We start from the raw sequence: 25666 nt of genomic DNA, 5'->3' as shown, positions 1-25666 counted from the left end.
GGTTCAGGTCCGCCGGCTTACTTCGCGCTTGCCGTCGTGCCGGCGCTTGCGCTGAACCACTTCTTCACGATCGCGTCGTAGGTGCCGTCCGCCTTGATCTTGACGAGCGCGGCGTTCATCTGATCGCGCAATTGCGGCTCGTCCTTGCGCACCGCGATGCCATATGCCTCGGTCGTCAGCTCCTTGTCCAGCACGCGAAAGCCGGGGCGCGTGCGCGCGAACTGGAATGCGGCGGGCTTGCCCGTCACGGCGGCATCCGCGCGGCCGATGCCGACCAGATCGAACATCTCCTGATTCTTTTCCACTTCCACGCGCTGCACTTGCGGATAGTTGTCGCGCAGGAAGTTGACCGATTTCGTGCCGACCTGCACCGTCACTTTCTTGCCGTTGAGATCGGCGAGCGTCTTGATCGGCGAATCCGCCTTGACCAGTGCGGACAGGCCGCCCGCGAAGTACGACTGGGTGAAATCGATCACCTGGGCGCGTTCCGGCGTAATGTAGATGCCGGAGATGGCTGCATCGAAACGATGGGCGACGAGACCCGGAACCAGTCCCTTGAAGTCGATATCGGTCCACTGGATCTGCTTGCCCATGCTCTTGGCGAGCGCGTTCATGATGTCGATATCGAAGCCGGTGCGCTGACCCTTGTCGACGAACTCCATCGGCGGGAAGGTAGCGTCCGTGGCGACGTTCAAAACGTTCGAGTCTTGCGCGGCCGCGGCGCCAGGCAGCGCGGCAATCATCATGGCGATACCGAAACTCGCGGCGGAAAGCAGGTTCTTGATTTTCATGGCGTGGCTCCAGGGGTGTGGTCTGTCGTTGATTGGCGGTTCAGGCGGCCTGCAGCCGCGCGGATATGGCATTGGCGGCGCGCACGGTCCAGTCCGCGAGTTGCTGCTCCCGGCCTGCCGCGCGCGAGGAGGGCGCCATCAGCGTGATCGATGCGCTCGCGCCCGCGCTGCGCGACGCGCGCCGGAACACGGGCGCGCTTACGCCCCATACGCCGGGATCGACTTCGCTTTCGCTCACCGCGAAGCCGCGCGAGCGAATGCGCTCCAGTTCGGTTTCGAGGGCGGCGCGGGTGGCATCGTCGTTGGCGAACAGACGCTCCAGCGTCTCGGCGCGCAGTTTGTCGGCCATGAAGGCGAGCAGCGACTTGGCGGATGCGCCCGAGCGCAACGGCACCGAGCGTCCCTTTTCGAAAGAGCAGCGCAACGACTGCGTGCTCTCGATCATTTCGAGGCAGATCACCTGATCGTTCACGGCGACGATCAGGCCGACGCTTTCCTGCGTGGCGTTCGCGAGCTTCAGCATGCCTTCGCGGCTCGCTTCGACCAGCAGCGAATTGACGTCGAAGCCGAGCGCGAGTTGAAGACTGATCGGGCCGGGCGCGTAAAAACCGGCGTCCTCGGCGACGAAGCCCCAGCGTTTGAGCAACGCCACTTGCCGATAAAGCGTGCTCTGCGCGAGACCGGTGGCGGCGAGTATGTCCTTCGCGGACATGGCCTTGCCGTGGCTAGCGAGCGCGGTCAGCACGAGCAGCAAGCGCTCGGCGCCGGTGACGTTAGATTCCCGTTTCACTGTGATGTCCAGCCGGAAAGGCGATGTCGATGAGCGCAGAATGCCACATCGCTCCCGGCGGACAAAAAAGGGATTCCCAGCGATTGGGAATGAAGGTGAGGTTTTTAGTCGAACGAAAGGGGGTCATGCACGCGAGGCGCGGCAAGGTTTGCCCGATACGCCTCCTGGGTCAGCGCATGTCGATCGATTCAGTCAGTTCCGGCACGAGCGAAAACAGGTCGCCGACGACGCCGTAATCCGCGACGCTGAAAATAGGCGCTTCCGGATCTTTGTTGATGGCGACGATGACCTTGCTGTCCTTCATCCCGGCCAGATGCTGAATGGCACCCGAAATACCAACGGCCACGTACAACTGCGGCGCGACGATCTTGCCCGTCTGCCCCACTTGATAGTCGTTCGGCACGTAGCCGGCATCCACCGCCGCGCGCGATGCGCCCATTGCGGCGCCAAGCTTGTCGGCCAACGGTTCGAGCACCTTCGTGTAGTTCTCGCCGCTGCCAAGACCACGTCCACCCGACACGATGATCGAAGCCGAAGTCAGTTCCGGCCGATCCAGCTTCGTGACTTCGCGGCTGACGAATGACGAGATGCCAGCGTCGGCTGCCGCTTCGATCTTCTCGATCGATGCACTGCCGCCTTCTGCTGCCACCGGATCGAAGCCCGTTGCACGGACCGTGATGACCTTGATCGGATCGCTCGATTGCACCGTCGCGATAGCGTTGCCCGCGTAGATCGGACGCTCGAAGGTATCGGCGCTGTCGACGGCGGTGATGTCGCTGATCTGTGCGACATCCAGATGCGCCGCGATACGCGGGGCGATGTTCTTGCCATAGGCCGTCGCGGGCGCGAGGATGTGCGAATAGTCCTTCGCGATATTCAGCACCGTGCCCTCGACGTTCTCGGCCAGACCTTCGGCGAGTTGAGGCGCATCCGCAAGCAGCACTTTAGATACGCCTGCGATCTTGGCTGCCGCATCGGCCGCGCCTTGCGCGTTCGCACCCGCGACCAGCACATGGATATCGCCACCGATTTTTGCCGCCGCCGCTACCGTGTTCAACGTCGCGGCCTTGATGGACGCGTTGTCGTGTTCCGCAATTACCAGAATCGTCATTTCGTGCGTCTCCGTTACAGGACCTTGGCTTCGGTCTTGAGCTTCTCGACCAGCGTCTTCACGTCCGGCACCGTAATGCCTGCGCTGCGCTTGGGCGGCTCGACGACCTTCAGCGTCTTCAGTCGCGGCGCGACATCCACGCCGAGGTCGGCCGGCTTCACGACCGTCAGCGGCTTCTTCTTCGCCTTCATGATGTTGGGCAGCGTCACATAACGCGGCTCGTTCAGGCGCAGGTCGGTGGTGATGACAGCGGGCAGCTTCAACGACAGCGTTTCCGCGCCGCCATCGACTTCGCGCGACACGGTGGCTTTGCCGTCGGCCACGACGACCTTCGATGCAAACGTCGCTTGCGGCAAGCCTGCCAGCGCGGCGAGCATCTGTCCGGTCTGGTTCGAGTCGTCGTCGATTGCTTGTTTGCCGAGGATGACGAGTTCGGGCTTTTCCTGATCGACCAATGCCTTGAGCAGTTTGGCGACGGCAAGCGGCTGCAACTCATCCGCGGACTCGACGAGAATGGCGCGATCCGCGCCGATTGCAAGCGCCGTGCGCAGCGTTTCCTGGCATTGCGTGACGCCGCACGACACGGCGATCACTTCGGTTGCCACGCCCGCTTCTTTCAGACGCACCGCCTCTTTCACGGCGATCTCGTCGAACGGGTTCATGGACATCTTCACGTTGGCGATATCGACACCCGTGTTGTCCGACTTCACCCGGACCTTCACGTTGTAGTCGACCACGCGCTTGACTGGCACCAGAATTTTCATGGGTGCATATCTCCTTGCTTGAATGATTCGAAAAGAGCCGCGCGGATCAGCGCCGACTGTCGGGCTCGACGAGGACGAGCGCAATCGATGCATCGCTTCCCGACGACCGAGGCGCGAGATGAAGCGCAGGCGCGCCCGGCATGCGCGTCAACACGTGACCTTCCGCCAGCATGATCTCGTCGTCGCTGTCGGCAGCGTGGACGAGGCAGCGGCCATTAATCGTCAGCACGAGCGCGACACATTCGAGGGGCACGAACGCGGCGTCGCGCAATGGCTCGATGCGTGCTCGATAGCGCCCGCGCAACGCCATGACATTGAGCGCGACAACAGGGCCGTCGTGCAACGTGGCTTGCCACGCAACGCCGCCGTCGTATTCCATGGCGATACCGCGCCGCAAGTGACATTGCACGGCGTCGTCTTGCAGCGTGACGCCCGCACCGGTCATGACGAGCGATTGCCGCGTCATGCCGGGAAAGCGCGAATACGGACCGTCGCGTTCCACGTCGGCCAGGCTGATGCGCCAGCCGCCCTCCGCATCTTCCGCGAGCGCGCGCGTGGTGCCGCCGCCGTTGCGCCACGCCTGCGGCGCAAAAGACGCGAGCGGTGCAATGGCGACGCCCTCGGGCGCGCGCGCTTCAGGAGACGGCGCCGACACCGTACTTTCCAGTGAGCAGCGCGCCGGTCTCGAAGCGTTCGATCGAGTAAGGCGCGAGCGAGACATCGGTTTGCAAGCCGAGTGCGGCTTGCGCAAGCACCTTGCCGACCGTTGGCGAGAGCTTGAAGCCGTGCCCCGAAAAGCCGTAGCCGACGACGAGCCCTTCGATGCCGGGCAGCGCGCCGAGCACCGGATTCCAGTCGGGCGTGACGTCGTACACGCCCGTCCACGACGACGCAATGCCCGCCGTTTCGTATGCGGGAAACCGTTCGGCGACCTGAGCGCCGACCTCGACGACATAGTCCATCGAGATGTCGCCCTGTTCGGTATCGGCCGTGGCGAGTTTTTCTCCGGCGGTGCCTTCGCTGACGAGCATCTGATTGCCGCCATAGCAGCGGTAATAGAGCATGCCGGGCGAGGCCAGATCCTTGAACACCGGCATGGTGTAGGTGTAGGCCGCGCCCTCGCATTCGAGCGCGAGCACCGCATGACGCTCCGGCGAGACGGGCAGTGTGCGGCCGGTCCATCCGGCGAGTTCCGGGGTCCAGATGTTCTGCGTGCTCACGACCATTGCCGCTGAAAAATCTCCGATGCTCGTCGAAACGCCGCTCACCTTGCCGTGCTCGATCAGCAAGCGGTTCACGGTGACGTTCTCGCGGATCGTCACGCCGCCGCGCCGCGCCGCGCGAGCGAAACTGGTCGCCGTGAGATATGCATCCGCGAAGCCCGCCTCGGGTTCATAGCCGATCAACGCGGCGTCGTCGAACTGCGCGATGGGCATGAGCTCGTGAGCCTGGCGAGCATCGAGCAATTCGAGCGGAATGCCTTGCTGCTTCTGCTGTTCGAGCGATGCGCGCAGCGGTTCGACCTTGTCGCCATCGGCCGCGACGATCATGTAGCCGCACTTCACGAGTCCGCACGAGGCTTCATCGTCGCCGACGTAGCCCGCGAAATCGTTGAACACGGCCCACGACTTGCGTGCGAGTTCGACGTTTTCCTTGACCGAATAATGCGTGCGCAAAATGCCCGACGATTGCGACGTCGTGCCCGCGCCGATGGTCGCGCGATCGAGCACGAGCACGCTTTTGGCGCCAAGCTTTTGCAGATGAAACGCAACGGAACTGCCGATCACGCCCGCGCCGATCACCACTACATCGTACGTATTCACTGTCGCGCTTCCTTTCTCATGCGGATGATGTTTGCAGTGTGCCGGGTTGCCGCCATCGCGAGCGCTTCATAAGCAAAAGCGATGGATAGCAGCAGTACCGGCGCGTTCGAACGTCAGCCAGCGCCTTCCAGGCCTCGCATGACTTCGGCCTGCACCGTTTCCCAGATCGACTTCTTCATCTCCAGATACGCAGGCGATAGCTGCACTTCGGCGGTACGCGGCAAGGGCAGGTCGTTGCGGATGTCCTGCACGATGCGCCCCGGTTTCGCGCCCATCACGATCATGCGCGTGGAGAGCAGCAGCGCTTCGTCGATCGAATGCGTGATGAAGACGATCGTCTTGCCGCTCTTCTCGTAGATCGACAGAAGCTGTTCCTGCAGCACTTGCCGCGTCATGGCGTCGAGCGCGGCGAAGGGTTCGTCGAGCAGCATCACGTCCGGGTCGTTGGCGAGTACGCGCGCAATCGACACGCGCTGTTTCATGCCGCCCGAAAGCGCGCCGGGATAGCTGTCCTCGAAGCCTTTCAGCCCCACGGCTTCGATATAGCGACGCGCGGCATCACGCCTTTCAGCCCGGCCGACACCGCGCATCTTCAACCCGAACGCGACGTTCTCGCTGACCGTTTTCCACGGAAACAGCGCGTATTGCTGAAAGACCATGCCGCACGCCGGCTCGACATCCTTCACTTCGCGGCCATTGACGAGCACGCGGCCCTGCGTCGGCGGCTCGAAGCCGGAGATCATGTTGAGCATCGTCGATTTGCCGCAACCCGACGCGCCAAGCAGCACGAGAAACTCGCCCTTCGCGACATCGAGATCGACTTCCTTGAGCACTTGCAACGCGCCGAAGGACTTCGCCACGCCTTCGAGGCGAATCATGGGGGCATCTATCGTTGCCATGCGAGCACTCCGCGTTCGATGAGCCTGAACAAGCCATCCGTGATGAGCACCGTGATGCTGATCAGCACCATGCCGAGCACGACCGTATCGGTCTGGAAGAATTCGCGGCCGTTCATGATCATGAAGCCGAGCCCTTGCTGCGCGGCGACGAGTTCGGCGGAAATCACGCAGGTCCACGAGAGGCCGAGAATCACTTTCATGCCCGACAGGATCTGCGGCATGCAGCCCGGCAGGATGACTTCGCGCATGACCTGCCAGCGGTTCGCGCCGAGATTGCGCGCCGCGCGCACGAAGATCGGGTCGATGTTGCGCGTGGCGTCGATCACATAGAGAAGGGCAGGCGCGAACGATCCCATGAAGACGATGCTGTACTTCTGCGTCTCGGTGATGCCGAACCACAGCAGCGACAGCGGTATCCAACTCATCGACGGCAGCGGGCGCAGGAAGGACAGCAGCGGGTCGAACACGGCGCGCGCCACGCGCGAGGTGCCGAGCGCAATGCCGAGCGGTATCGACACGACCGCCGCGGCGAGAAAGCCCACCATGACCCGGCGTATGGAGGCCAGCACGTTATCGAGCAACGTATGCTGATTCCACATGCGGATGCCGCGGCTCAGCACTTGCGACGGCGCGGGCAGAAACACCGCATCGACCAAACCCGCGCGGCACACGAGTTCCCAGAGCAGCAGAAAGCCGATCAGCGAGCAGGCGCTGACGACGAAAAGCCCGCCGCGCTTCGTCCATTTGTTGTCGGATGCCATGCTGCGCGCTCAGAGATACGACGCGTTGATCCAGTCCGCCACTTTCGGCGACTGGTCGATCTGCTTGAGATCGACGAGCATGTCGCTCAGCTTTTGTACGCCGTCGACGAACGGTCCCGGCTTTCCGCCGCTGCCGACGAATAGCGTCTTTTGCTGCGCGTGGGAATACCACTGCGTCTGCTTGAGCACGGCCATCTGCTCGTCCTGCGTGAGATTCGTGAGCGTCATCAGAATGGGCGCGACCTTCTCCGGCTCGTGCGTCATCATGTCGTTGGCTTGCGCGACACCTTGCAGAAAGGCTTTCGGCACATCAGGATGGGCGCTGGCGAATGCGGTGCGCACCAGCAGCACGTCCGGGCCCGGCGTCAACTGATATTGCTTATAAAGCGAGAACGAGGAATCGTCGAGCAGCAGTTTGGTATCGGGCAGCGCCTTGATGCGGTCGAACGTCGGTGTCCATGCGGCGGCGGCATCGATCTGATTACCGCGATACGCCGCCAGCAGTTCCGTCGCCGGCAAGTTGATGATGCTCACGTCCTTCGCCGGGTCCAAGTTCGCCTGGCGCAGCACGTCGAGCAGCAGGACATGCGAGCTCGACGCATACGTGACGCCGATCTTCTTGCCCTTGAGATCGGCGAGCGACTTCACATTGCCACGCACGAGAAGGCCTTCCGATTTGCCGAAGTTGTTCGGCGTCGAGATGAGCTGAAACTGCTTCGCGCCGCTTGCCATCAGCGCGAGCGCCGAGACGACGCCGGTCCCCGCAATGTCGATGTTCCCCGCCATCACCGCGCCCATGCGCGCCGACGAAGTGGAGAACGATTGCCAGCGGCAGTCGATGCCGAGCTTCGTGAAGATGTCCGTCTTCATCGCGACATAGGCCGCGTAGTGCCCAAGCCACGCCGAGCCGCCGTAGTTCACGACGGTCGCGGCGCGCGCGAATGACGCAAGGCCCGAGGTGGCCGCGGCTACGCCGACGAGTGAAGCCTGCTTCAGAAAACTACGGCGGTTTGTGGTCATCGTCCTGCCCTGTCTCTTAGGTTGAACTGCGTGTATCCGCTGTCAGCTACGGATGGTAGAGGCGAACGCATCCCTGCCATTAAGCCGCGCGGCCGAATCAGAAACTCTTATGTTTTGAAGCAGTTCCGCTAATTTCACGCGGCGCTTTGCGCGGCGAACGCGGCGGCATAGGCATCGAAAAGATGGGGCGGCGCGCCGGGCAAAGCCGCAAGCAAGCCCGGTGCAATTACGTCGCGCGTCACGGCCACCGACTCGCGCGCGACGGCCTCTGCCATCGACGACCATTCGGCCTGACGCGTGAGAATGTAGAAATGACGATGCCCGATGCGCGTCGTGGCCAGCGGCACGACCGCGATATCCGCCAGATGCGCGCGCGATTGCCAGAGACACAGCGGCGACGTGATGGCGCAGCCGAATCCCGAGCCGACCAGACTCAGAAGCGGGTCGGTATCGTCAAATTCATAGCGGTTCGGGGCGTTGAAATTCATGTGCCTGATGAGCCGCTCCACTTGCTGCCCGATGAGCGAGCGGCCCGTATAACGCAAGAGCGGCAACTCGCGCAGCACCTCATGAAAGGACTCGGGCGCGCGCTTGCCGCTGAAGCGCCTCGGCGCGACCGCAATGAAAGTCTCGGAGAAAAGCGGCCGTAGTTCGACGCGTCGTGGATCGAGCGTGGCTTCCGTGCAAATGGCGAGATCGAGTTCGCGATTGGTAAGCTGTTCGCTAAGGGTCGGCGTGAGGCCGGACCACATCGACAAGGTTTTCATGCGCCCGGAAAGACGTTGCACGAGATGCGGCCCGACGCTTCCGGCGAAGGAATCCACGCAACCAATGCGCAGACTCGGCACGCCTTCGCTCGTCGCCGTACGCACGTCGTGCGAGACCGCCTGCGCGTGTTCGAGCAGCGCGCCCGCGCGATCGAAGAGAATGCGGCCCGCCGCGTTGGGCCGCACCGGACGGAACTCGCGATCGAAGAGCGCCACGCCTTGTTCGCGCTCGAGCGCCGCGATGAGTTGGCTCACGGCGCTTTGCGTGACGCCGAGTACGCGCGCCGCTTCCGTCATGGAGCGGGTTTCGCAGACCGCGACGAACGCCTGCAACGCGCGCAGATCGACCCCGACGAACGAATTTCGCATACTTTCTCCTCGGCCGATTCCGCCGCAGATGCAGCGCGTGTCGCCGCTCAGATCCCATACCGTTGCGGCGCTTCTGGCCATACGCTTGTTTTAGCGACCATAATAGCGCTCACATGCTGGCCCCAAGCCGCCTTCGCGAATGCGGAGGTTCGAATCGTCCATTGCGAATCGCGCGTTGCTCAAATCCGCTTCTTCGTCCGCCGCCGTGCCTCGCCAGTTCGTGTTCTTGCTGGCCGATGGCTTGTCCATGATGAGCCTCTCGTCCGCCATCGAGCCGTTGCGCTCGGCCAACCGCCTCGCTGGCGAAACATTGTATGCGTGGACGCTCGCCAGCCTCGACGGCGAGCCGGCGCCTGCATCGAACGGCATCGCGCTTGCCGCGCGCAAGTTCGACGACGTGCTGGCCGGCGCGGACTATGTGTTCGTCTGCGGCGGCCTGCGGCTCGCGCCCGCGCTCGAACCGGCCTTCGTCGCCGCGTTGCGACGCGCGGCGCGCACCGGTGCGGTCATCGGATCGCTTTCCACGGGCACTTATCTGCTCGCGCTGGCAGGCCTGCTCGATGGCTATCAGTGCACCATCCACTGGGAAAATCTGCCGGCTTTCACGGAGGCTTTTCCCGACCTGCTGTGCAGCAGCAAGCTGTATGAAATCGATCGTGACCGCATGACGTGCTCGGGCGGTATCGCTTCGATGGACCTGATGCTGCATCTCATCAAGATGCAGCACGGCAGCGATCTCGCGGTGCGCGTGGCGAACCAGTTCCATCACGAGCGCATGCGCGACACCGCCGACAGCCAGCGCGGCTGGCGCGACCAAAATCACGCGAGTCTGCCGCGCGGCATCCGCCGGGCAATCGAGATGATGCGCGCGCATGTCGAGACGCCGTTGCAGATCAACGATATCGGCTCGGCTATCGGCATGACGTCGCGGCAGATGGAACGCCTGTTCCTGCGGCATCTGAACGCGACGCCCGCACGCTACTACGTGCAGTTGCGGCTGGAGCGCGCGCACGAAATGCTCACGTATTCGAGCGTGCCGGTCGCGGATGTCGCGGTGGCGACGGGATTCGCGTCGCCTTCGCATCTGGCGCGCTGGGTCCGGCGCGCCTACGGCATCAGTCCGACGGAGTTGAGAGCGGCACAGACGCAGTCGTGAGCAGGCGGGCGTAAAGGCGACGCAATGCGCTCAGGCCGCTTCCAGCACCGGCGCCGATGCGCGCAGCGGCAACGGCAGCCAGCCCTGAAGCTCGCGCCAGTCCGGTTCGAGATGAGCGAAGCGCGCCAATCTCAGCGACGACAAATCCGCAAAGCCGCAGCGCCCGTCCATCACGAGGTCGCGGATGGCGTGACCGCTTGCGGGCGAAAGGCCGAAGCCGACGCTCGATAGCGTCGCGACCGTCACATTGCCTCGTTCATCCGGACGATCGATCACGGGCCGTCCATCCGGCGTGTTCTCGATATATCCCGCCCAACTGCGGATGACTTTCGCGTGCGCCGCCTTGGGCAGCAACGCAGCCAGGCGCGCCGCGATACTGCATTGAAGCGGAGTCGATTGCGGCCGCACCTTCGGCACATCGTCGAGGCCGATCCATTCGTGCGGACCGCCGCCGTAAGCGAGATTGCCGCGCAGCGTCTGCCGTCCATAGAGGCCATTGCCATCCACGCCGCCGATGGCCATTGGCGGCAACGGCTCGGTGACGATCATCTCGGCGCGTGCGGCGGCGAGCGGCACATCGATATCGAGTTGCGCCGCGAGCACGCCGGTATGCGGCCCGGCCGCGATCACGAGATGATCGCAGGCAATCTCGCCGTGAGCCGTTTTCACCGCGCTCACACGTCCGCCTTGCCGGACGAATCCTGTCACCGGCGTGTGCTGGAGAATGCGCCCGCCGTGATCCTCCAGCGCCCACGCATAAGCCTGCAACGTGCGATGCGGATTCGCATGTCCGCCGAAGTGATAGAAGTAGCCGGCATGGACGTTGTCGCCGGCGAGCGGCACCAGTTCGCGCACCTGTTTCGCATCGAGCACGTCCGAGCGCAGGCCGTGGTGTTCGCCGTTTTCGAGCGCGCGCCGGTACAACACGAACTGCTGTTCATCGAGCGCAATGCGCAGACGCTCGGCGCGGAACTCGGTCGGATAGCCGAGCAGGTCGTCCATCATCGGCCAGAGACGCTGTTCTTCGAGAAAGAGCGGGCTGTGATGATGCGAGCAACCGCCGCCGTTGCGGCCCGACGCGCCCCAGCCGATCATTCCCGCTTCGAGCACCAGCACGTCGACACCCTCGCGCGCGAGCCACCATCCCGCCGACAAACCCGTTACGCCGCCGCCGACGATAACCACCGAAGCGCCCTTCGGCGTGCCGCTGTCCTGTTGCGTGTCTGCTTTCATGCTTGTGTGTCCGGAAGATTCGATTCGAGTGCGACGGCCGGTCGATGCTTCGTTCATTCGCTCGCCACCGGTTCGCCCTGACGGCGCGTGGCCGCGCGATACAGCGGATCGACACGCCAAAACGGCACCCATTGCGACGCCATGCCGAACCAGCTGTCCCAATGCGCGCCGGTCTCCTGCGCTTCGGCCACCTCGGCTAGCTGCCGCAGCGCGAGCGGCCGGACGGGCGCGCGGAATGTGGCGAGCGGAATCCGCGGCAGCGCGCAGCCGGAGCCTATCGCGAGCAGCGCGGCGACTTGCTCGCGGCATCGGCGGCCCTGGCACGGGCCCATGCATGCGCGCGTGAGACGCTTCACCGCGTCGGGACTGGGCGGCCCGCTTTGCGCGAGACCCGCGACGCCGCGTGTGTCGTGAAGCGCGTCGGCGGGCTGCCAGCCGAGGTAGCGCGGCGGACGCACATCGAGGATTTCGCGCGCCGTCACTTCCTCGCACTGGCAGACGAACGGCTCGCCCGCCGCGCCGATGACGCTTGCCCGCACCCATTCGACACGCGATAGCGCGATGTCTTGCGCGGGCGCATCGGGTTGGCGCGCGGGCGGCGCGTCGGCGAGAGAAGCGCTTTCATCCAACGACGATAAAGCCGCGCGCGCCGCAAGGCGGCCTTCTTCACGCGCGATCGTTTCGTCGCGGCTCTTCGCCGGCCAGACGCCCGCGCAGTCGCCTGCCGCGTAGGCGAACGGCAACGAGGTGCGCTGCATCGCATCGACACGGGCGATATGACCGCCGCGCGCGGCATCGAACGCAGTCGCGCAGCCTGCCGCTTCGAGCAGCTCGATTGCAGGCAACGCGGCGATGCCGAGCAGCACGGTATCGCAATCGAATGTCGTCAGGGCGGTCGTGTCGGGCGTGGCTGCGTCGACGGAAGTCACGCCATAAGCATCGCCATGTGCATGGCGCACGACATGACGCGTGAGAATGTGCGCGCCGCTCGCTTCGAGTTGCGCCGCGAGCGCCGCATCGCCGACGATTTCGCCAGCCTGTTCGATCACCGCGACGATCTGCACGCCGCGCGAGACGAGTTCGAGCGCGACGTTAAGCGCATCCGTGTCGCTGCCGACGAGCACCGCGCGCCGCGCGTCGAGCGCGCCGTAGAGAACCGCGAGCCGCCACGCGGCGCTTGCACCCATCACGCCCGGGCGTTGCCAGCCGTCGAAGGCGAGTCCCATGTCGCGCCGCCCCGACGCAACGATCACCTGACTGAATTGCAGCAGCCAGGTATGTTCGGCGTCCGCGAGACCGGCCACGTGCGTGCCGATCCAAGCGTTCGCCGGCCCGTGCGGGAAGAGTCCCCACACTGCCGTGCCCAGCTTCACGTCGATACCCGCTTCGAGCGCGTCGCCCAGTTCGGGACGGGCGTCGAGCATGGCTTCGAGCATCGCGTTGGCGTTGCCTGCCTCCGCGCCCATGCGGCTGCCGAAGTGCAGCGGCACGTCTTCGCCCATCATTTCGAGCGGCACGGGGTTTTCGTCGACGAGCGTGACGCGTGTACCGCGACCGGCCGCTTCGAGTGCCGCCGCGATGCCGGCCGGCCCCGCTCCGACGATCAGCAGATCGGTCGATTCGCCGATGGGCGGCGTCTTGCCCGCCACGGACGCGGGATCGTGGAACGGCGTTGAGAATGCGTCGGGATTTACTGGCATGGCTCGTTGTTTCGTTGGCTGATCGGAGTGTTCATGTTTGCGACGCACTGGGCGGCGTGCCCAGCACGAGTTCGCACAGGTGCCCGGCGCGGGCGTGCGGTTCGGCGAGCGCATCCACCGCGTCTTCGAGTTCGCGCGCGAACCGTGCGCCGAAGCGCGCGCCGCAGAGTTCACGAAATTTGTCGCGCTCGGCGCCGGGTGTCATCGGGCGCGCGAGGTCGCCGCTTGCCTGCATCGGACCGGAATCGAGGCGGCGGCCATCGCGCAGTTCGACCGTCACGCGCGCCCAGCGCTCGGCGGGAAACGCGGCGCTGAACGCGGCGTGCTCCTTTGCGACGAGGCGCGGCAGCAACGCGCACGCGGCGGGATCGGCAAGGCCCGAATCGCCGATGGTGCCGGCATCGACACGGCCATGCGCCAGCGCCGCCGCGACGGGAAACAGCACGCCATACTGCGCTTCCTCGGTGGTGCGTGGCAGCGCGGACCAGAGACGCGTCGCCTCGTGGAAGGTTTCGATCTCCACGCGCTCGATGTTGGCCGCATCGAAGCCGTCGAGCGCACGCACTGCAAGCGCGGCGGCGATTGCCGGATGCGCCCAGCGGCACACTGGATACGGCTTCACATACTGTTCGAGGATCAGCCAGCGATCGCCGAGGTCGGACCAGCAGGCGGGCGCATCGCGTTCGACGGTGGTCGCGGGCGCGCCGGTGTAGCCGCGCGAGGCGAGCAGGGCGGCGCTGATGCCCGCCAGCGCGCCCCAACCCGAGCCGTCCTTCAGCATGGTCGGATGATCGATGCAGCGCATCATGTCCGAACGCGGCCCGTGATATTCGGCGATGCCGAGCGCGTGGCGCGTCGCCGGTATGTCGAAGCCGAGCGCGCGGCTCGCGATAGCGGCGGCCGCCAACGCATTCCACGCGCCCGAGGTGTGATATTCGCGGCTCGTCGCATGCAGCGCGATGCCGGCACGCGTGCCTATTTCATAACCGAGCACCGTCTGCACGATGAACTCGCGTCCGCTCATGCCGGGCGCGCGCTCGGTCATGGCGAGCAGGGCCGGCAAGACGGTGACGCCCGCGTGGCCCTTGGTGAGCGCGTGGCCGTCATGGCCGTCGAGACTGTCGATGGTCGTTGCGCCCGCGAACGCCGCGCCCGGAGCACTGACGATGCGCCCGTCGAACAGCATGCGCGCGGGGGTGCGTCCGGCCGCGAAGCAATCGAGCGCATGCTCGCGCGCGATTGTCGAAAGCCGTGTGGACGTGCCCGCCGCCGCGACGCCGAGCAGGTCGAGAATGCGGCGCTGCGCGTCGCGCACGACGGCAGCGGGAAGCATGTCGAAGCCAAGCGTGCGCGTGAAGCGGCTGGCGTCGTGATGAAGCGTCGGTGCCGTTTGCATGTCAGAAGGCGATTTCGACATCGGTCAAGGGACGGCTCGAACACGCGAGAATCCAGCCTTGCGCTTCTTCGGCCGCGGAAATTCCGCCTGCATGTTTCATCGCGACTTCGCCCGAAAGGTGGCGCACTTTGCACGTGCCGCACAGGCCGCTCGCGCAACCGCACGGAATCACCACTTGCTGACGCGTGGCCGCGACGAGCAGCGTTTCGCCCGCGCGCACATCGAAGCGCCGGCCGTTCAGCCACGCGTTGAAAATGGCATCGCGCTGTTCGTCGGACGAAGGTGCGCCGGTCGTCGCGGCTTCGCTTTCCATCGGCTCGATCACGGGACCGAAATGCTCTATATGAAACGCCGCGCGGCGGGCGCCTTCGGCCGCATGAATCTGCCGCACGCTCTGCATGAAACCGGCTGGACCGCAGCAATAGACCGTGCGGCGTCCGAAGTCCGGCGCCATCGCCCAGAGCGCGCCGCGCGACATGCGCCCGCGCAGACCGAACCAGCCGGGTGCGGGCGCGCTCAGCCACACGTGTACTGTCAGGTTGGGCATGCGCGCCTGAAGCGTCGCGAGTTCATCGGCAAAAAGAATGTCGTCCACGCCGCGCGCGCAATGAAGCCAAGCGATGTCGGCGTGCGGCGAGCGGCGCGCCAGCGTGCGCAGCATCGACATCAGCGGCGATGCGCCCGAGCCCGCCGACACTAGCGCGAGAGGCGTATCGGCCGATGCATCGAGTGTGAAGCGTCCGAGCGGATAGCGCGTGTCGATGCGCATGCCCGGCGCGAAGCGCTCATGCAGCCAGCGGGTGACGACGCCGCCGGACTGCGCCTTGATCGTCAGTTCGAGCGCGTCCGCTTCGAGCGGCGTCGAGGCGATAGAAAACGTGCGGTCGAAGCGCCGCCCCTCGATATCGAGCGTCAGCAGCATTGCCTGGCCCGGCGCGTAGCGGCGCGCGCCGTCGGGGTGCGGATCGCGCAGGCGAAAGGTCTTGACGCCCGGCGCTTCGTCACGCACGCCGATGCACTCGAGCGTGCGCGATGCGGGCGTGTCGCAGGCGAAGGCGAGGGTGCCGTCGAACGCCGTATCGGAAGATGTCGGCACATCAGCCATTCGACACCTTCAGCGCGATTGAGCGCTGCCCGTGTGCGCCGTCCAGATGTGACGCGAGCTTCCTTGCATACCAGTTCGTGAAGTTGCGCAGCATGAACTCGGACGGCGCATACGGTCCCGGCGCATAGCCGAGCGAGCCTACGCCCAGCTGATTGTTCGCCGCGAGCCGCGCGTCCTGCACGTTGGTCGCGTTCCATACGGACGTGAGCGTATCGACGTCGTAATCGACGCCTTCGACGGCATCCTCGTGTACGAGCCACGTCGTGCGCAACACCGTGCGCGTGGCCGACAGCGGCAGAATGCGGAAGTGGATGATGTGGTCGGCGAGAAAATGATTCCAGTTGTTCGGCACGCGAAACATGCGCACCGAGCCGAGATCCGGATCGGTGAGGTCGCCGAGCAGCTTGCCGCACGCGGGCGATCCATCCGGCGTGAAGGACACCGCGCCGCGATGAAACGGCAGCCGAATGCAGCGGAATTCGTCGCCGCCATCGGCGGGCAAATGCGGCAAGCCGTGACGGTCCCACTTCGCAGCCTGGGCTTCCATCAACAGACGGAAGTCGCGCGAGCCAGCGGGATCGTCGGGCAACGCGAATTCGACGAGCGTCGCGAGCAACTCCGGATGATTGGCCGCGCAGTGATAGCACTCGCGATTGTTCTCGATGACGAGCTTCCAGTTGGCTTCCTCGATCATCGTCACGCTGGCCGCGACCTTGGTGCGCCACGGCTGATGCGGCGCGAGGTAGGGCGTGACCGCGTCGCGAAAGCGCGTGATGTCGGGCGGCGTCGCGGCGAGGCAGATATAGACCATGCCGCACACGATCTCGACATGCACGGCGCGCAGACCGTAGCCCTCGCGCTCGAAGCCCGCCGGCATCTGCCGCGCATGCAGGAGCGCGCCGTCGAGGTCGTACACCCACTGGTGATACGGACAAGTAAGCCGATGCGCATGCCCTTTCTCTTCGAGACAGATGCGCGAGCCGCGATGCCGGCAGGTATTGAAGAACGCGCGGATTTCGCCGTCCATGTCGCGCAGCACGAGCACCGATGTCGCGCCGATTTCCAGCGTCAGATAATCGCCCGGTTTGCGCAGTTCGCAGCTGTTGCAGGCGAACAGCCACTCGTCGTTGAAGACGGCGTCGAGGTCGAGCCGATGAAAGGCTTCATCGGTATAAAAAGGCTGCGGCAGCGAGAAGTTGTCCTGGCGCTCGGCCAGGGCGGCGCGCACGCGCGTCGGGTCGATCATCGTCACACTCCCATACGAACGATCAGTTGAATCGATTGTCGGTCGCGGATATGACCGGTGCGGGCAGACACACGACCAACGCGATCACGAAACCGACACGATGCCGCTTTCGAGTGCGTGGATGCCGCGGGCATCGCGCAGGGTCGGCAAGTCGAAGCGCGCGGCGCGCACGGCTTCGTAGTCGAGCGGCGCCACGACCAGTTCCTCACGTGCCGATTCGCTTTGCGCGAGCGTTTCGCCGCGCGGCCCGACGACGCGCGAGCCGCCCCAAAAGCGCAGGCCGTTTTCATGGCCGACGCGATTGGCGAACACGACAGGCAGACCGTAGACGAGTGCATGGGCGCGCAGCACCGTGTCCCAACCGCGCGGATTGTCGAAGGCGTCGCCCACGGCTTCGACCGCCGAACTCACCGGCGCCGCGCATAGCGTCGCGCCGTCGCAGGCAAGCCGATGCATCACCGCCGGGCTCCACAAATCCGCGCACACGGGCGTGGCGATCTGCCAGCGAGGATCGGCGGGCAGCGTGAACTGATCGAGCCGCGCGCCGTGTCCGTAGTGCTTGCCGTCGTCGAGCCGGCCGTAAGTGGCAAGCGCGATCTTGCGATGCACGTGCACCACGCGTCCCGCGTACAGTGTCGCGACGCTGTTGTAGAACTGCGCGCCCGCTGCTTCCTCGACGAAGCCAACCACGGCGGCAAGCGGCGAGCACCCTTCAGCCAGCTCGAGGAGCGCGGCGGCGTTACGCGGCAAGGCGAGCCTCAAGGCGTCGGCGCCCGCACTGTGACCGGCAAGCGACAACTCGGGAAACACGAGCAACTGAACGCCGCGCCCGCGTGCTTCGTCGATAAACCGGCGATGCGCCGCCAGATTCGCGGCCAGATCGCCCGCGACGGTTTCGGTTTGCGCGGCGGCGACGATAAAAGGCTTCATCGGACGCGCGTCAGATCAGTCCGGCGGACTTGAGGAAAGTAGCCGACACCTCGTCGAGCGACTTCTTCTGGACGTCGACCTCGGCGTTGAGTCGCGCCATCGTTGCGTCGTCGAGTTTGGCCGACAGCGCGTTCAGGATGCCCGCGAGATTCGGATTCGCGTCGAGCGTCGCCTTGCGTGCGACCGGCGTAAGCGCGTAGGCGGGGAAGAAACTCTTGTCGTCACGCAGCACGATGAAGTTGAAAGCGGGCACGCGGCCATCGGTCGTGAAAACGAGCGCGGTGTCCACCTGACGGTCCTTCAGCGCCTGATAGGTGAGACCCGAATCCATCCGCTTGATCTGCGACGGACCGAAGCTGAAGCCGTATTCTTTTTGCAGCGGACGCAGGCCGTCCGGGCGCGCATAGAACTCGGAGTTACACGCGAAGGTCAGTTCCTTGCCGCTGTTGAGCACCTTGGCGAGGTCGCTCATGGTCGTGACGCCGAGCTTCTGGGCGACATCGCGGTTCATGGCGATGCCGTAGGTATCGTTCGCCTTCGACGGGTCGAGCCACACGAGGCCTTTTTGCGCATCCAGTTCCTTGACGCGCGCATAAGTTTGCTGCGGGTCGAGCTTGTCGGTCACCTTGTTGTAGGTGATGAGGGAAGTGCCGGTGTATTCCCAGTACACGTCCACCTGACCGTTTTCCTGCGCCTGACGCAGCACCGTGCTGCCCATGCCGTCTTTCTTGACGACCGTGAAACCCTTCGCCTTGAGCAATTGCGTGGTCATTTCCGCCAGCAGCACTTGTTCGGTGAAGTTCTTGCCGCCGACCGTGACGGTTGGCGCAGCCTGCGCGGCCTGCAGGGCCATCGTTCCGAGGGCAAGCGTGAACAGGGATGCGCCGAAAAGACGCGACCACAGTTTGCGTGACAGCAAAGGCTTGAGCATGAGCTTCGTTATCCAGGAAAGTTCAGCGTTGAGGACTGACGCCGCGCGGCACGAGCCAGTGCTGCATTTGCGCGACGAACAGGTCGGTTGCCACCGCGAGCAGGGCGGTCGGGATGGCGCCCGCAAGCAGCATCGTGAAATCGTTGAGGTCGATGCCCGTGAAAATTAGCTCGCCGAGACCGCCGCCGCCCACGAGGAACGCGAGCGGTGCGGTGCCGACTGTGATGGCGAGCGCGGTGCGCACGCCCGCGAGAATCACGAACATGGCGTTGGGCAATTCCACCTTGAAGAGAATCTGCCGCGGCGTCATGCCGATGCCGTTCGCGGCCTCGATCAGCGCGGGCGGCACGGCGCGTATGCCTTCGTATGTATTCATCGCGATGGGCAGCAGCGTGGCGAGCCATAGCGCGAGAATCGCGGGCTTCGCGCCGATGCCGAGCACGCTCATGGCGAGCGCGAGAATGGCGAGCTTGGGCACGGCCTGGCCCGCGTTGAGCGTGAACATCACGAACTGCGCGGCCCGGCCGTTGTCGGGGCGACTCAGCCAGATGCCCGCGGGCACCGCAACCACGATAGCCGCGACGCCCGCGATCAGCACCATCAGCATCTGCTGGCCGGACTGATAGACGATGTCCGCGCGATACTGCCCGATCGATGCGAGCCAGTCGTCCGCATGCGCCGATGCGCTGGCCAACGCCATCATCGCGCCTAACGCAATACGCAAACCGCCGCGTCGATGGTTCATCGCGCGCCTCCGAAAGCGAGTTCGGGATGCGCCCCGTCATCGCGCGATGCATCGCCCGCTTTCGCCGCGTCGCCAGCGGACGAGGCCAGGCCGCCTTCGGGCAATGCCGCGCCGGACACGCACGCCGCGCGCGCCATCAGCGCGATGCGTTCATACGTCACGTAGCCGATGAAGCGTCCGTCCGCGTCGACGCCCGGCAGCCACGACGCGCCGTGCGCGAGCAGCATCGACATGACCGCGCGCAGGTCGTCGCCCGCGCGCACCACGCCCGGCAACGCGCGCAGACTCGGCGCTTCGAGCGTGGCGCCGCTGGCGTCGAGTTCAGCCGCGCCGACGTGGCCGGCCGGTCTGCCGTGGGCGTCAAGCACGACCAGTGCGTCGGCCACGTGATCGCGCAAGAGCGCGCGGGCATCGGCGCTCGGGTAGCCGAGCCGCGCGACGCGCGCCGGTTCCAGCGCCGCATCGACGGCGCGCATCAGGCGCAGACGCTTGAGCGCCCTGTCAGTGCCCACGAAATCGGCGATGAACGCGCTCGCGGGACGCGCCAGCAGTTCATCCGGGCTCGCCAGTTGTTCGAGCTTGCCGTTGCGGAAGATCGCGACCTTGTCGCCCATTTTCATGGCTTCGTCGATGTCGTGGCTGACGAACATCACGGTCTTCTTCAGGGTCGTCTGAATATGGCGGAATTCGTCCTGAATCGACGCGCGATTGATCGGATCGATGGCGCCGAACGGTTCGTCCATCAGCATTACCGGCGGATCGGCGGCGAGCGCGCGCGCCACGCCCACGCGCTGCTGTTGCCCGCCCGACAGGTCGCGCGGATAACATCGCATGTAGATGGCCGGATCGAGCGTGACCATCTCCAACAGGTTTTCGGTGCGCTCGCGGATGCGCGTTTTGTCCCAGCCGAGCATCTTCGGCACGATACCGATGTTCTCGGCGACCGTCATGTTCGGGAACAGGCCGACTTGCTGAATCGCATAGCCGATGCGCCGCCGCAACTCGACGATGTCGAAGCCCGCCGTATCCGCGCCGCCGATCAGAATCTGCCCTGACGTGGGCTGCACGAGCCGGTTGATCATCTTGAGCGTCGTCGTCTTGCCGCAACCGGACGGCCCGAGCAGCACGCAGAGTTCGCCTTCGCCGATCGTCATCGACACGTCGTCGACGACTGGCTTTTCGCCGCGCTTTTCGAATCGCTTCGTCAGATGTCGAAGATCGATCATCGTCCCTCCGCTGTGGATGAAATCGGCGTCGCGGCCGTCGCGGCCGTCACCAGCGGCCCGCGCGTCGCGTTGCGGCGCCAGAAGAAGCGCGCCTGGCGCGGCCGCATGCCTTCCGGCGTCAGGCGCCATTGCAGCGCGCCCAGGCCGAGGTCGGCGAGGATCGCGAGCAGCGCGACGATCACCGCGCCCGCGATCAACTGGCGCGGATCGGATTGCGAAATGCCCCGGCTGATCAGCCGCCCGAGCCCACCCGCGCCGATATACGTGGCAATTGCCGCAATGCCAATATTCATGACCACCGCCATGCGTACGCCCGCCATGATGATCGGCACGGCAATCGGCATCTCCACGCGGTAGAGCCGCTGCCACGCGGTCATCCCCATGCCGTTGGCGGCTTCGCGCAGCGCGGGATCGAGGTTGCGGATCGCGGCGTAGGTGTTGCGCACGATCGGCAATTGCGCATACAGAAAGAGCGCGATGGCGGCAGGCAGAAAGCCGATGCCCTGTCCGATCAGCGAGAGCACCGGAATCAGCAAGCCGAAGAGCGCGATGGATGGGATCGTCATGAGCATCGCGGCGGCGTACAACACCACGCGCGCGAGCCGCTCGTTGAGCGTGATGACGATGCCGAGCGCGACGCCCGTCACGATGGCGCAGCCGACGCCGGCAAGCACCAGCAACACGTGATCGACCAGCATGGAAGCGATCGACGCCGCGTTGCTCCAGATAAAAACCAGTGTCTCCACTGCGGCCTCCCGCGCCTCGATGCCCGTGACGAAAGAATGTACCGGTCCAAAATCGCCGGAACCGGCACAAACTCGACGTCTACTGTCATCAATGCGACACGGGCCCCGATCTCGGCAAACGGCGCACGATCTTTTTGCATAAGGCAAACTTATGGCCCATGCGGGCGTTTGCGCGAGACGCGCGGCTTCCAGCCCAGTGCGTGCAACATGAGCGCCGCACGGCGGGACTTGGCCGGGCGCGTGCCTGCAAACCACGGAAACGCGATGAGACGCACCCCACCACCTATCGATCTACGCGCATTGCAGGCCTTCGTCGCCGTTTGCGAGACCGGTTCGATGACGGCAGCCGCGAAACATCTGGGCGTGAGCCAGAGCGCGGTGAGCCAGTCGATTGCGTCGCTCGAGCGCGAGCAGGGCGCTGGCTTGTTCGATCGCGACAGCCGCCCGCCGCGTCCGAATCTGGCGGGACGCGCGCTGCTCGAACTCGCCGGGCCGCTACTCGACCATGCGCAAATGGTGAGCACGCGTATCGGCGATGCGTCGCTGGCGGGAGCGCTGCCCCTGCGGCTTGGCTGCGTCGATTCCTTCGCGGCGACGGTCGGCCCCGAACTCATTCGCGCGATGTCCGGCTCCGCGCGGCAGATTGCCTTGTGGTCGGGACTCACGCCGGGCCTGTCCGACCAAATGCACGCGCGCGAGGTCGATATCGCGGTCTGTACGCAGACGGTGCTGAACGACAGCCGTATCGTCGAAATGCCGTTGTTTTCGGAAGCGTTCGTGGCCGTCGTGTCGCGACGCTGGCTCGATGAGCGCCAAGGAGCGTCGTCATGGCGGCAGCTTGCAACGGAGCTGCCGTTGATCCGTTATACAGCGCGCTCGGTGATCGGCCAGCAGGTGGAGCGCTTCGCGCGGCATCTGGGTATCGAAAGTCCGCGCCGCTACGAGTTCGATGCGACCGATCCGCTCCTGAGCCTCGTCGCCGCGAAACTCGGCTTCGCCATCTCGACACCGCTGTGTCTCTGGCAAGCGCGGCATTATCTGGATGAAATCGCCGTGCTGCCTCTGCCCGCGAGCCGGCTTGGGCGACGCGAGTTCTTTCTGCTGCATCGACAAGGCGAATGGAGCGATTTCGTCGATGAGATCGCCGTGCTCACACGCCGCGTGCTCGACCATCTGATTCGTCCCGCGCTCAAGCGCGCCTTGCCGACATTGCAGGACGACGCGTTGCTTTAAATGTACTGCTCTCAACCTCGATTACCCTTCGCTACTCACGCCATGAACGAAATCTTCACCCTGACTCGCGGCGATGCGCCGCTCCTGCTGTCGATTCCGCACCTCGGCACGATCATCCCCGACGACCTGCGCGGCCAATACACAGACATTGCGCTGACGGTCGCCGATACCGACTGGCATCTCGACCGCCTCTACGCGTTCGCGCGTGAACTCGGCGCGACCGTGCTCGGCGCGCGCCTGTCGCGTTATGTGATCGACCTGAACCGGCCGTCTTCGGACGAAAGCCTCTATCCGGGGCAGACCACGACGGGCTTGTGCCCGGACCTGACGTTTCGCGGCGAGCCGGTTTATCGCGAAGGCTGCGTGCCCGACGCCGCCGAAAGGCAGCGCCGCGTCGCGGCTTACTGGAAGCCGTATCACGACACCATCGCCGCCGAACTCGCGCGCCTGCGCGAGAAGCATGCAAACGTGCTGTTGTGGGAAGCGCATTCGATCGCAAGCGTTTTGCCGCGTCTGTTCGAGGGCAAGCTGCCGGATCTGAACATCGGTACGCAGGACGGGCGGACGGCAGCGCCGCCGGTGTTGCAGGCGGTCGTCGACGGGGCTGCGGAGAGCGGCTATACGTGGATTGCCAATGGCCGCTTCAAGGGCGGTTTCATCACGCGGCACTTCGGCGCGCCGGAGAAGGGCGTTCATGCCGTGCAGCTGGAGATGTGTCAGAGCACGTATATGGACGAGACGCCTCCGTTCGACTATGCGCCAGCGCGTGCCGATGCCGTACAGGCCGTGGTCGAGCGGATGGTTCGGGGGGCCGTGAAAGCGGTGGCTGGGATATCGTCAACGACTGGTGGATGACGAACTCGCTGGAGCATCGAGCGGGCATGCGTCAACGCAAAAGCCCAGCAGCCTTCAAGGCCGCCGGGCTTAATTCAAGTCATTGGATTGCCATTGCGGTAGCCTTTACAGATTGTTCGGTTTTTGCCGCGGCTTCGGGGTTGAGCGCTTGCGGTGCGATGTCGAGCCTTACGTGGTCGAGTTGAAACACTGACATCGCTACGCGTGCTGCAAATAGTCACGCGCGGCTTCGGGGTTGAGCGTCAGCGTTTCGCACCTCCAGCCGCGTCGCCTTCACTATGTCGCTCGCGGGGTCGTCCGGCGCGAATCAGGTCCGACGGCACGCGCAGATAAGGCGCGACGTGCGAAAAGAACCTGTACTACCCATCGCATGGACGATTCAGACCGGCTTCGCCGTCGCGCGTCACGGCGAAGCAAATGAGATTCTTTTTTTCTAGGGTGCTTGCCGAAGTTCTGGTGTGTGCCACTGATCATTTAGAAGCTCAGGCTTGGGCCAGTAATACCGCATTGTCACCATGAAAGGGCCGGCCGGCGAGGGTAGCCAATTTGCCTCCTTGGCCTTGCCGGGTGATGTGCTTTGGACGTAGATCGTCGTACCACCATCGCGATCGGTTTTCAACGAAGGCAGCATCGGAGAATTGATCAAGTAGCGATTGATGGAGTTCTTCACCAGCAACTGGCTTGGCAAGGCATACATGGTCATCGACCAGAACGCGTTGACGGGTGGCAGTTGGCCTTTCTCGAAGTGCAACGTATACCGATGCTTGCTGCCGTCAAGTTGCTGGCCGCTCGAATCCTTCTCGAGGATCGGATAGAGCGCCTCCTCCCGCGAGTTCGCGCCGATACCAACCTGCGTACCTGTAGCCCGTGCAACATAGTCGTTCTTCAGGTACGCGCGTGTTCCGAATAACGTGTCAGTCTTCCCACCAAGGGACGCGCGCTTTGAGTCGATCTCTTTCTGACCGTCTTCCATTCCGGAGAGCAACGCCGCTTTCTGTTCCTCGGAAAGCGCGCCGACGTCGAACGGTTGTCCCGGAACGATTCCAATCGTCGTGAACCGGCTTCGCAAGTCGCTCTCCGTTGGGTTGACTGGCGTGAACTGCAAGGCGAACGCGAGCTGGTTGAAGAACTCGAGCGACGTGTGCTGCATGTCAGGTCGTAATGGCTTGATCCATTGAATCGAGGGTGCCGAGGGCGGGGCCGCGCTACCAGCAAACGAAGAAAGAGTTTGCACCCGATAGCTTTCCTGGATTGTCTTGACGTTATCGAGATCGCCTGGGTTGAAGAGCTGGGTGCGGCCAACGACATTAACGAGCTCGGTTTCTGAGCGGATAACCTGCGTGATACCTGGCGGCGGCGCTTCCTTCCAGTTGGGTCCGGCAATCAAGAAATTGCCCCCACCATTACCAGTGGTGCGAGTGCCGACATAGGCAAAGTTGAAGGTATAAAGGTCCATCAGTTGGAACACGAAATAGCGTTTCGGCTCCATTGGCGGGATCGTGATGACAACCGGCTCGGCGCGAAGGTCGAGGCCGGCGAACGAGTAAGGTGTGTCCGAGTTCGGTGTGACGAAGGCAGTGTCGTCCGGCGTGAAAACCCGAGAGATATTCAGGATGGTGTTGAAAGGACCTTTGTACTGCGGGTTGCTTGAATCGATCGAGAACGCGTACATCGTCGTGTAGGTCGCGACCATGGGTGTTCCATAGATATACGCTTCCTTGGCGACGGCTCGAATTTCATTCGTACTGGCAGTAATCGCAAGCTTCGTTGGCGGCTGGGACGAATTGATCGAGTGAGTCGTGTCGCAGGCGGTTAGTGTCACTGCAATCAGTGCGGCCGCGATGGCTCGTTTGTTGTTTGCAGTCGCGCTGCGCCGTTGCAGCGCGCAGCACGACTCCATCGGCAAACTGGTCACGGCAGTCACAAGGGAGACGAGCTTACGTGCTCTTTTCATCGCGAAGCCCTTTTTCTTTGAAGTACGGTTCAATTCACAGCAGACGGCAACGTCGCTTACCTGAATGTCCTACTGAAATGTCGCGCTCACCGAGAGTTGTACGAGATTCGCTTCG

At 64.3% G+C, this 25666-nt stretch carries 24 protein-coding genes; 3 read left to right on the top strand and 21 right to left on the bottom strand.

Features of this window, described 5'->3' with window-relative positions; translation table 11 throughout:
- Positions 1-17 precede the first annotated feature (17 nt).
- From ACYQ47_RS15720 to ACYQ47_RS15675, 10 genes are all read right to left on the bottom strand, one after another.
- Positions 18-791: a transporter substrate-binding domain-containing protein gene (locus ACYQ47_RS15720; protein WP_459905901.1), complete on the bottom strand. Its 774-nt coding sequence runs from the start codon at positions 789-791 to the stop codon at positions 18-20.
- Positions 792-831: 40 nt separating this feature from the next.
- Positions 832-1581, bottom strand: coding sequence for an IclR family transcriptional regulator (locus ACYQ47_RS15715; protein WP_309965011.1), 750 nt, complete (start codon positions 1579-1581; stop codon positions 832-834).
- Between the two features lie 169 nt (positions 1582-1750).
- Positions 1751-2692: an electron transfer flavoprotein subunit alpha/FixB family protein gene (locus ACYQ47_RS15710; protein WP_309965008.1), complete on the bottom strand. Its 942-nt coding sequence runs from the start codon at positions 2690-2692 to the stop codon at positions 1751-1753.
- Positions 2693-2706: 14 nt separating this feature from the next.
- Entirely contained in the window at positions 2707-3456 is a 750-nt protein-coding gene (locus ACYQ47_RS15705) for an electron transfer flavoprotein subunit beta/FixA family protein (protein ID WP_459905900.1), read from the bottom strand.
- A gap of 46 nt (positions 3457-3502) precedes the next feature.
- Positions 3503-4111 carry a HutD/Ves family protein gene (locus ACYQ47_RS15700; RefSeq protein WP_459905899.1) on the bottom strand — a complete coding sequence of 203 codons (609 nt, stop codon included), beginning with the start codon at positions 4109-4111 and terminating at the stop codon, positions 3503-3505.
- Positions 4092-5279, bottom strand: a complete 1188-nt coding sequence (locus tag ACYQ47_RS15695; RefSeq protein WP_250469925.1) for an NAD(P)/FAD-dependent oxidoreductase — start codon at positions 5277-5279, stop codon at positions 4092-4094. Before ACYQ47_RS15695 ends, ACYQ47_RS15700 begins: the two co-directional genes overlap by 20 nt.
- Positions 5280-5392: 113 nt before the next feature.
- Positions 5393-6178, bottom strand: a complete 786-nt coding sequence (locus tag ACYQ47_RS15690) for an ABC transporter ATP-binding protein (protein ID WP_244831429.1) — start codon at positions 6176-6178, stop codon at positions 5393-5395.
- A complete protein-coding gene (locus ACYQ47_RS15685; RefSeq protein ID WP_244831428.1) occupies positions 6166-6939 on the bottom strand; it encodes an ABC transporter permease in 774 nt (257 codons plus the stop codon). Before ACYQ47_RS15685 ends, ACYQ47_RS15690 begins: the two co-directional genes overlap by 13 nt.
- 9 nt (positions 6940-6948) lie before the next feature.
- Complete coding sequence (locus tag ACYQ47_RS15680; protein ID WP_250469924.1) at positions 6949-7959, bottom strand: ABC transporter substrate-binding protein; 1011 nt, start codon at positions 7957-7959, stop codon at positions 6949-6951.
- 134 nt (positions 7960-8093) lie between these two features.
- Positions 8094-9095 (bottom strand): LysR family transcriptional regulator, encoded by a 1002-nt coding sequence (locus ACYQ47_RS15675; RefSeq protein ID WP_250528569.1) that lies wholly within the window; start codon positions 9093-9095, stop codon positions 8094-8096.
- Positions 9096-9234: 139 nt separating this feature from the next.
- On the opposite strand from ACYQ47_RS15675, the gene ACYQ47_RS15670 reads away from it, so the two are divergent.
- On the top strand, positions 9235-10251 hold the full coding sequence (locus tag ACYQ47_RS15670) for a GlxA family transcriptional regulator (protein ID WP_244831425.1): 1017 nt from the start codon (positions 9235-9237) through the stop codon (positions 10249-10251).
- 30 nt (positions 10252-10281) lie between these two features.
- Here the strand turns inward: ACYQ47_RS15670 and ACYQ47_RS15665 are convergent, their stop codons facing one another.
- From ACYQ47_RS15665 to ACYQ47_RS15620, 10 genes are all read right to left on the bottom strand, one after another.
- Entirely contained in the window at positions 10282-11484 is a 1203-nt protein-coding gene (locus ACYQ47_RS15665) for an NAD(P)/FAD-dependent oxidoreductase (RefSeq protein ID WP_250469920.1), read from the bottom strand.
- A gap of 53 nt (positions 11485-11537) precedes the next feature.
- A complete protein-coding gene (locus ACYQ47_RS15660; RefSeq protein WP_459905897.1) occupies positions 11538-13184 on the bottom strand; it encodes an FAD/NAD(P)-dependent oxidoreductase in 1647 nt (548 codons plus the stop codon).
- 31 nt (positions 13185-13215) lie between these two features.
- Complete coding sequence (locus ACYQ47_RS15655; RefSeq protein ID WP_459905896.1) at positions 13216-14580, bottom strand: MmgE/PrpD family protein; 1365 nt, start codon at positions 14578-14580, stop codon at positions 13216-13218.
- Between the two features lies 1 nt (position 14581).
- Complete coding sequence (locus tag ACYQ47_RS15650; protein ID WP_459905895.1) at positions 14582-15685, bottom strand: FAD-binding oxidoreductase; 1104 nt, start codon at positions 15683-15685, stop codon at positions 14582-14584.
- A complete protein-coding gene (locus ACYQ47_RS15645) occupies positions 15678-16931 on the bottom strand; it encodes an aromatic ring-hydroxylating oxygenase subunit alpha (RefSeq protein WP_459905893.1) in 1254 nt (417 codons plus the stop codon). Before ACYQ47_RS15645 ends, ACYQ47_RS15650 begins: the two co-directional genes overlap by 8 nt.
- Positions 16932-17015: 84 nt before the next feature.
- Complete coding sequence (locus tag ACYQ47_RS15640; RefSeq protein WP_459905892.1) at positions 17016-17861, bottom strand: nitrilase-related carbon-nitrogen hydrolase; 846 nt, start codon at positions 17859-17861, stop codon at positions 17016-17018.
- A 10-nt stretch (positions 17862-17871) separates the two neighbouring features.
- The gene (locus ACYQ47_RS15635; RefSeq protein ID WP_250528570.1) at positions 17872-18714 is read right to left on the bottom strand and encodes a glycine betaine ABC transporter substrate-binding protein; all 843 of its coding nucleotides are present in this window, start codon (positions 18712-18714) and stop codon (positions 17872-17874) included.
- A 100-nt stretch (positions 18715-18814) separates the two neighbouring features.
- On the bottom strand, positions 18815-19537 hold the full coding sequence (locus ACYQ47_RS15630; RefSeq protein ID WP_459905891.1) for an ABC transporter permease: 723 nt from the start codon (positions 19535-19537) through the stop codon (positions 18815-18817).
- Positions 19534-20763 (bottom strand): ABC transporter ATP-binding protein, encoded by a 1230-nt coding sequence (locus tag ACYQ47_RS15625; RefSeq protein ID WP_310390755.1) that lies wholly within the window; start codon positions 20761-20763, stop codon positions 19534-19536. The genes ACYQ47_RS15630 and ACYQ47_RS15625 overlap by 4 nt, the downstream gene beginning before the upstream one ends.
- A complete protein-coding gene (locus ACYQ47_RS15620; protein WP_244831416.1) occupies positions 20760-21509 on the bottom strand; it encodes an ABC transporter permease in 750 nt (249 codons plus the stop codon). The genes ACYQ47_RS15625 and ACYQ47_RS15620 overlap by 4 nt, the downstream gene beginning before the upstream one ends.
- A gap of 264 nt (positions 21510-21773) precedes the next feature.
- On the opposite strand from ACYQ47_RS15620, the gene ACYQ47_RS15615 reads away from it, so the two are divergent.
- Both ACYQ47_RS15615 and hutG read left to right on the top strand, forming a co-directional pair.
- Complete coding sequence (locus ACYQ47_RS15615) at positions 21774-22742, top strand: LysR family transcriptional regulator (protein WP_250528563.1); 969 nt, start codon at positions 21774-21776, stop codon at positions 22740-22742.
- A gap of 42 nt (positions 22743-22784) precedes the next feature.
- Positions 22785-23597 carry an N-formylglutamate deformylase gene (gene hutG, locus ACYQ47_RS15610; RefSeq protein ID WP_459905889.1) on the top strand — a complete coding sequence of 271 codons (813 nt, stop codon included), beginning with the start codon at positions 22785-22787 and terminating at the stop codon, positions 23595-23597.
- 433 nt (positions 23598-24030) lie between these two features.
- Here hutG and ACYQ47_RS15605 read toward each other — a convergent pair whose 3' ends face one another.
- Positions 24031-25551: a DUF1254 domain-containing protein gene (locus tag ACYQ47_RS15605; protein WP_459905888.1), complete on the bottom strand. Its 1521-nt coding sequence runs from the start codon at positions 25549-25551 to the stop codon at positions 24031-24033.
- Positions 25552-25666 lie beyond the last annotated feature (115 nt).

This window comes from Caballeronia sp. HLA56 (genome assembly GCF_054655155.1).
The sequence above is the reverse complement of the archived record's forward strand: the minus strand, read 5'-3'. Positions and strand labels throughout refer to the sequence as shown.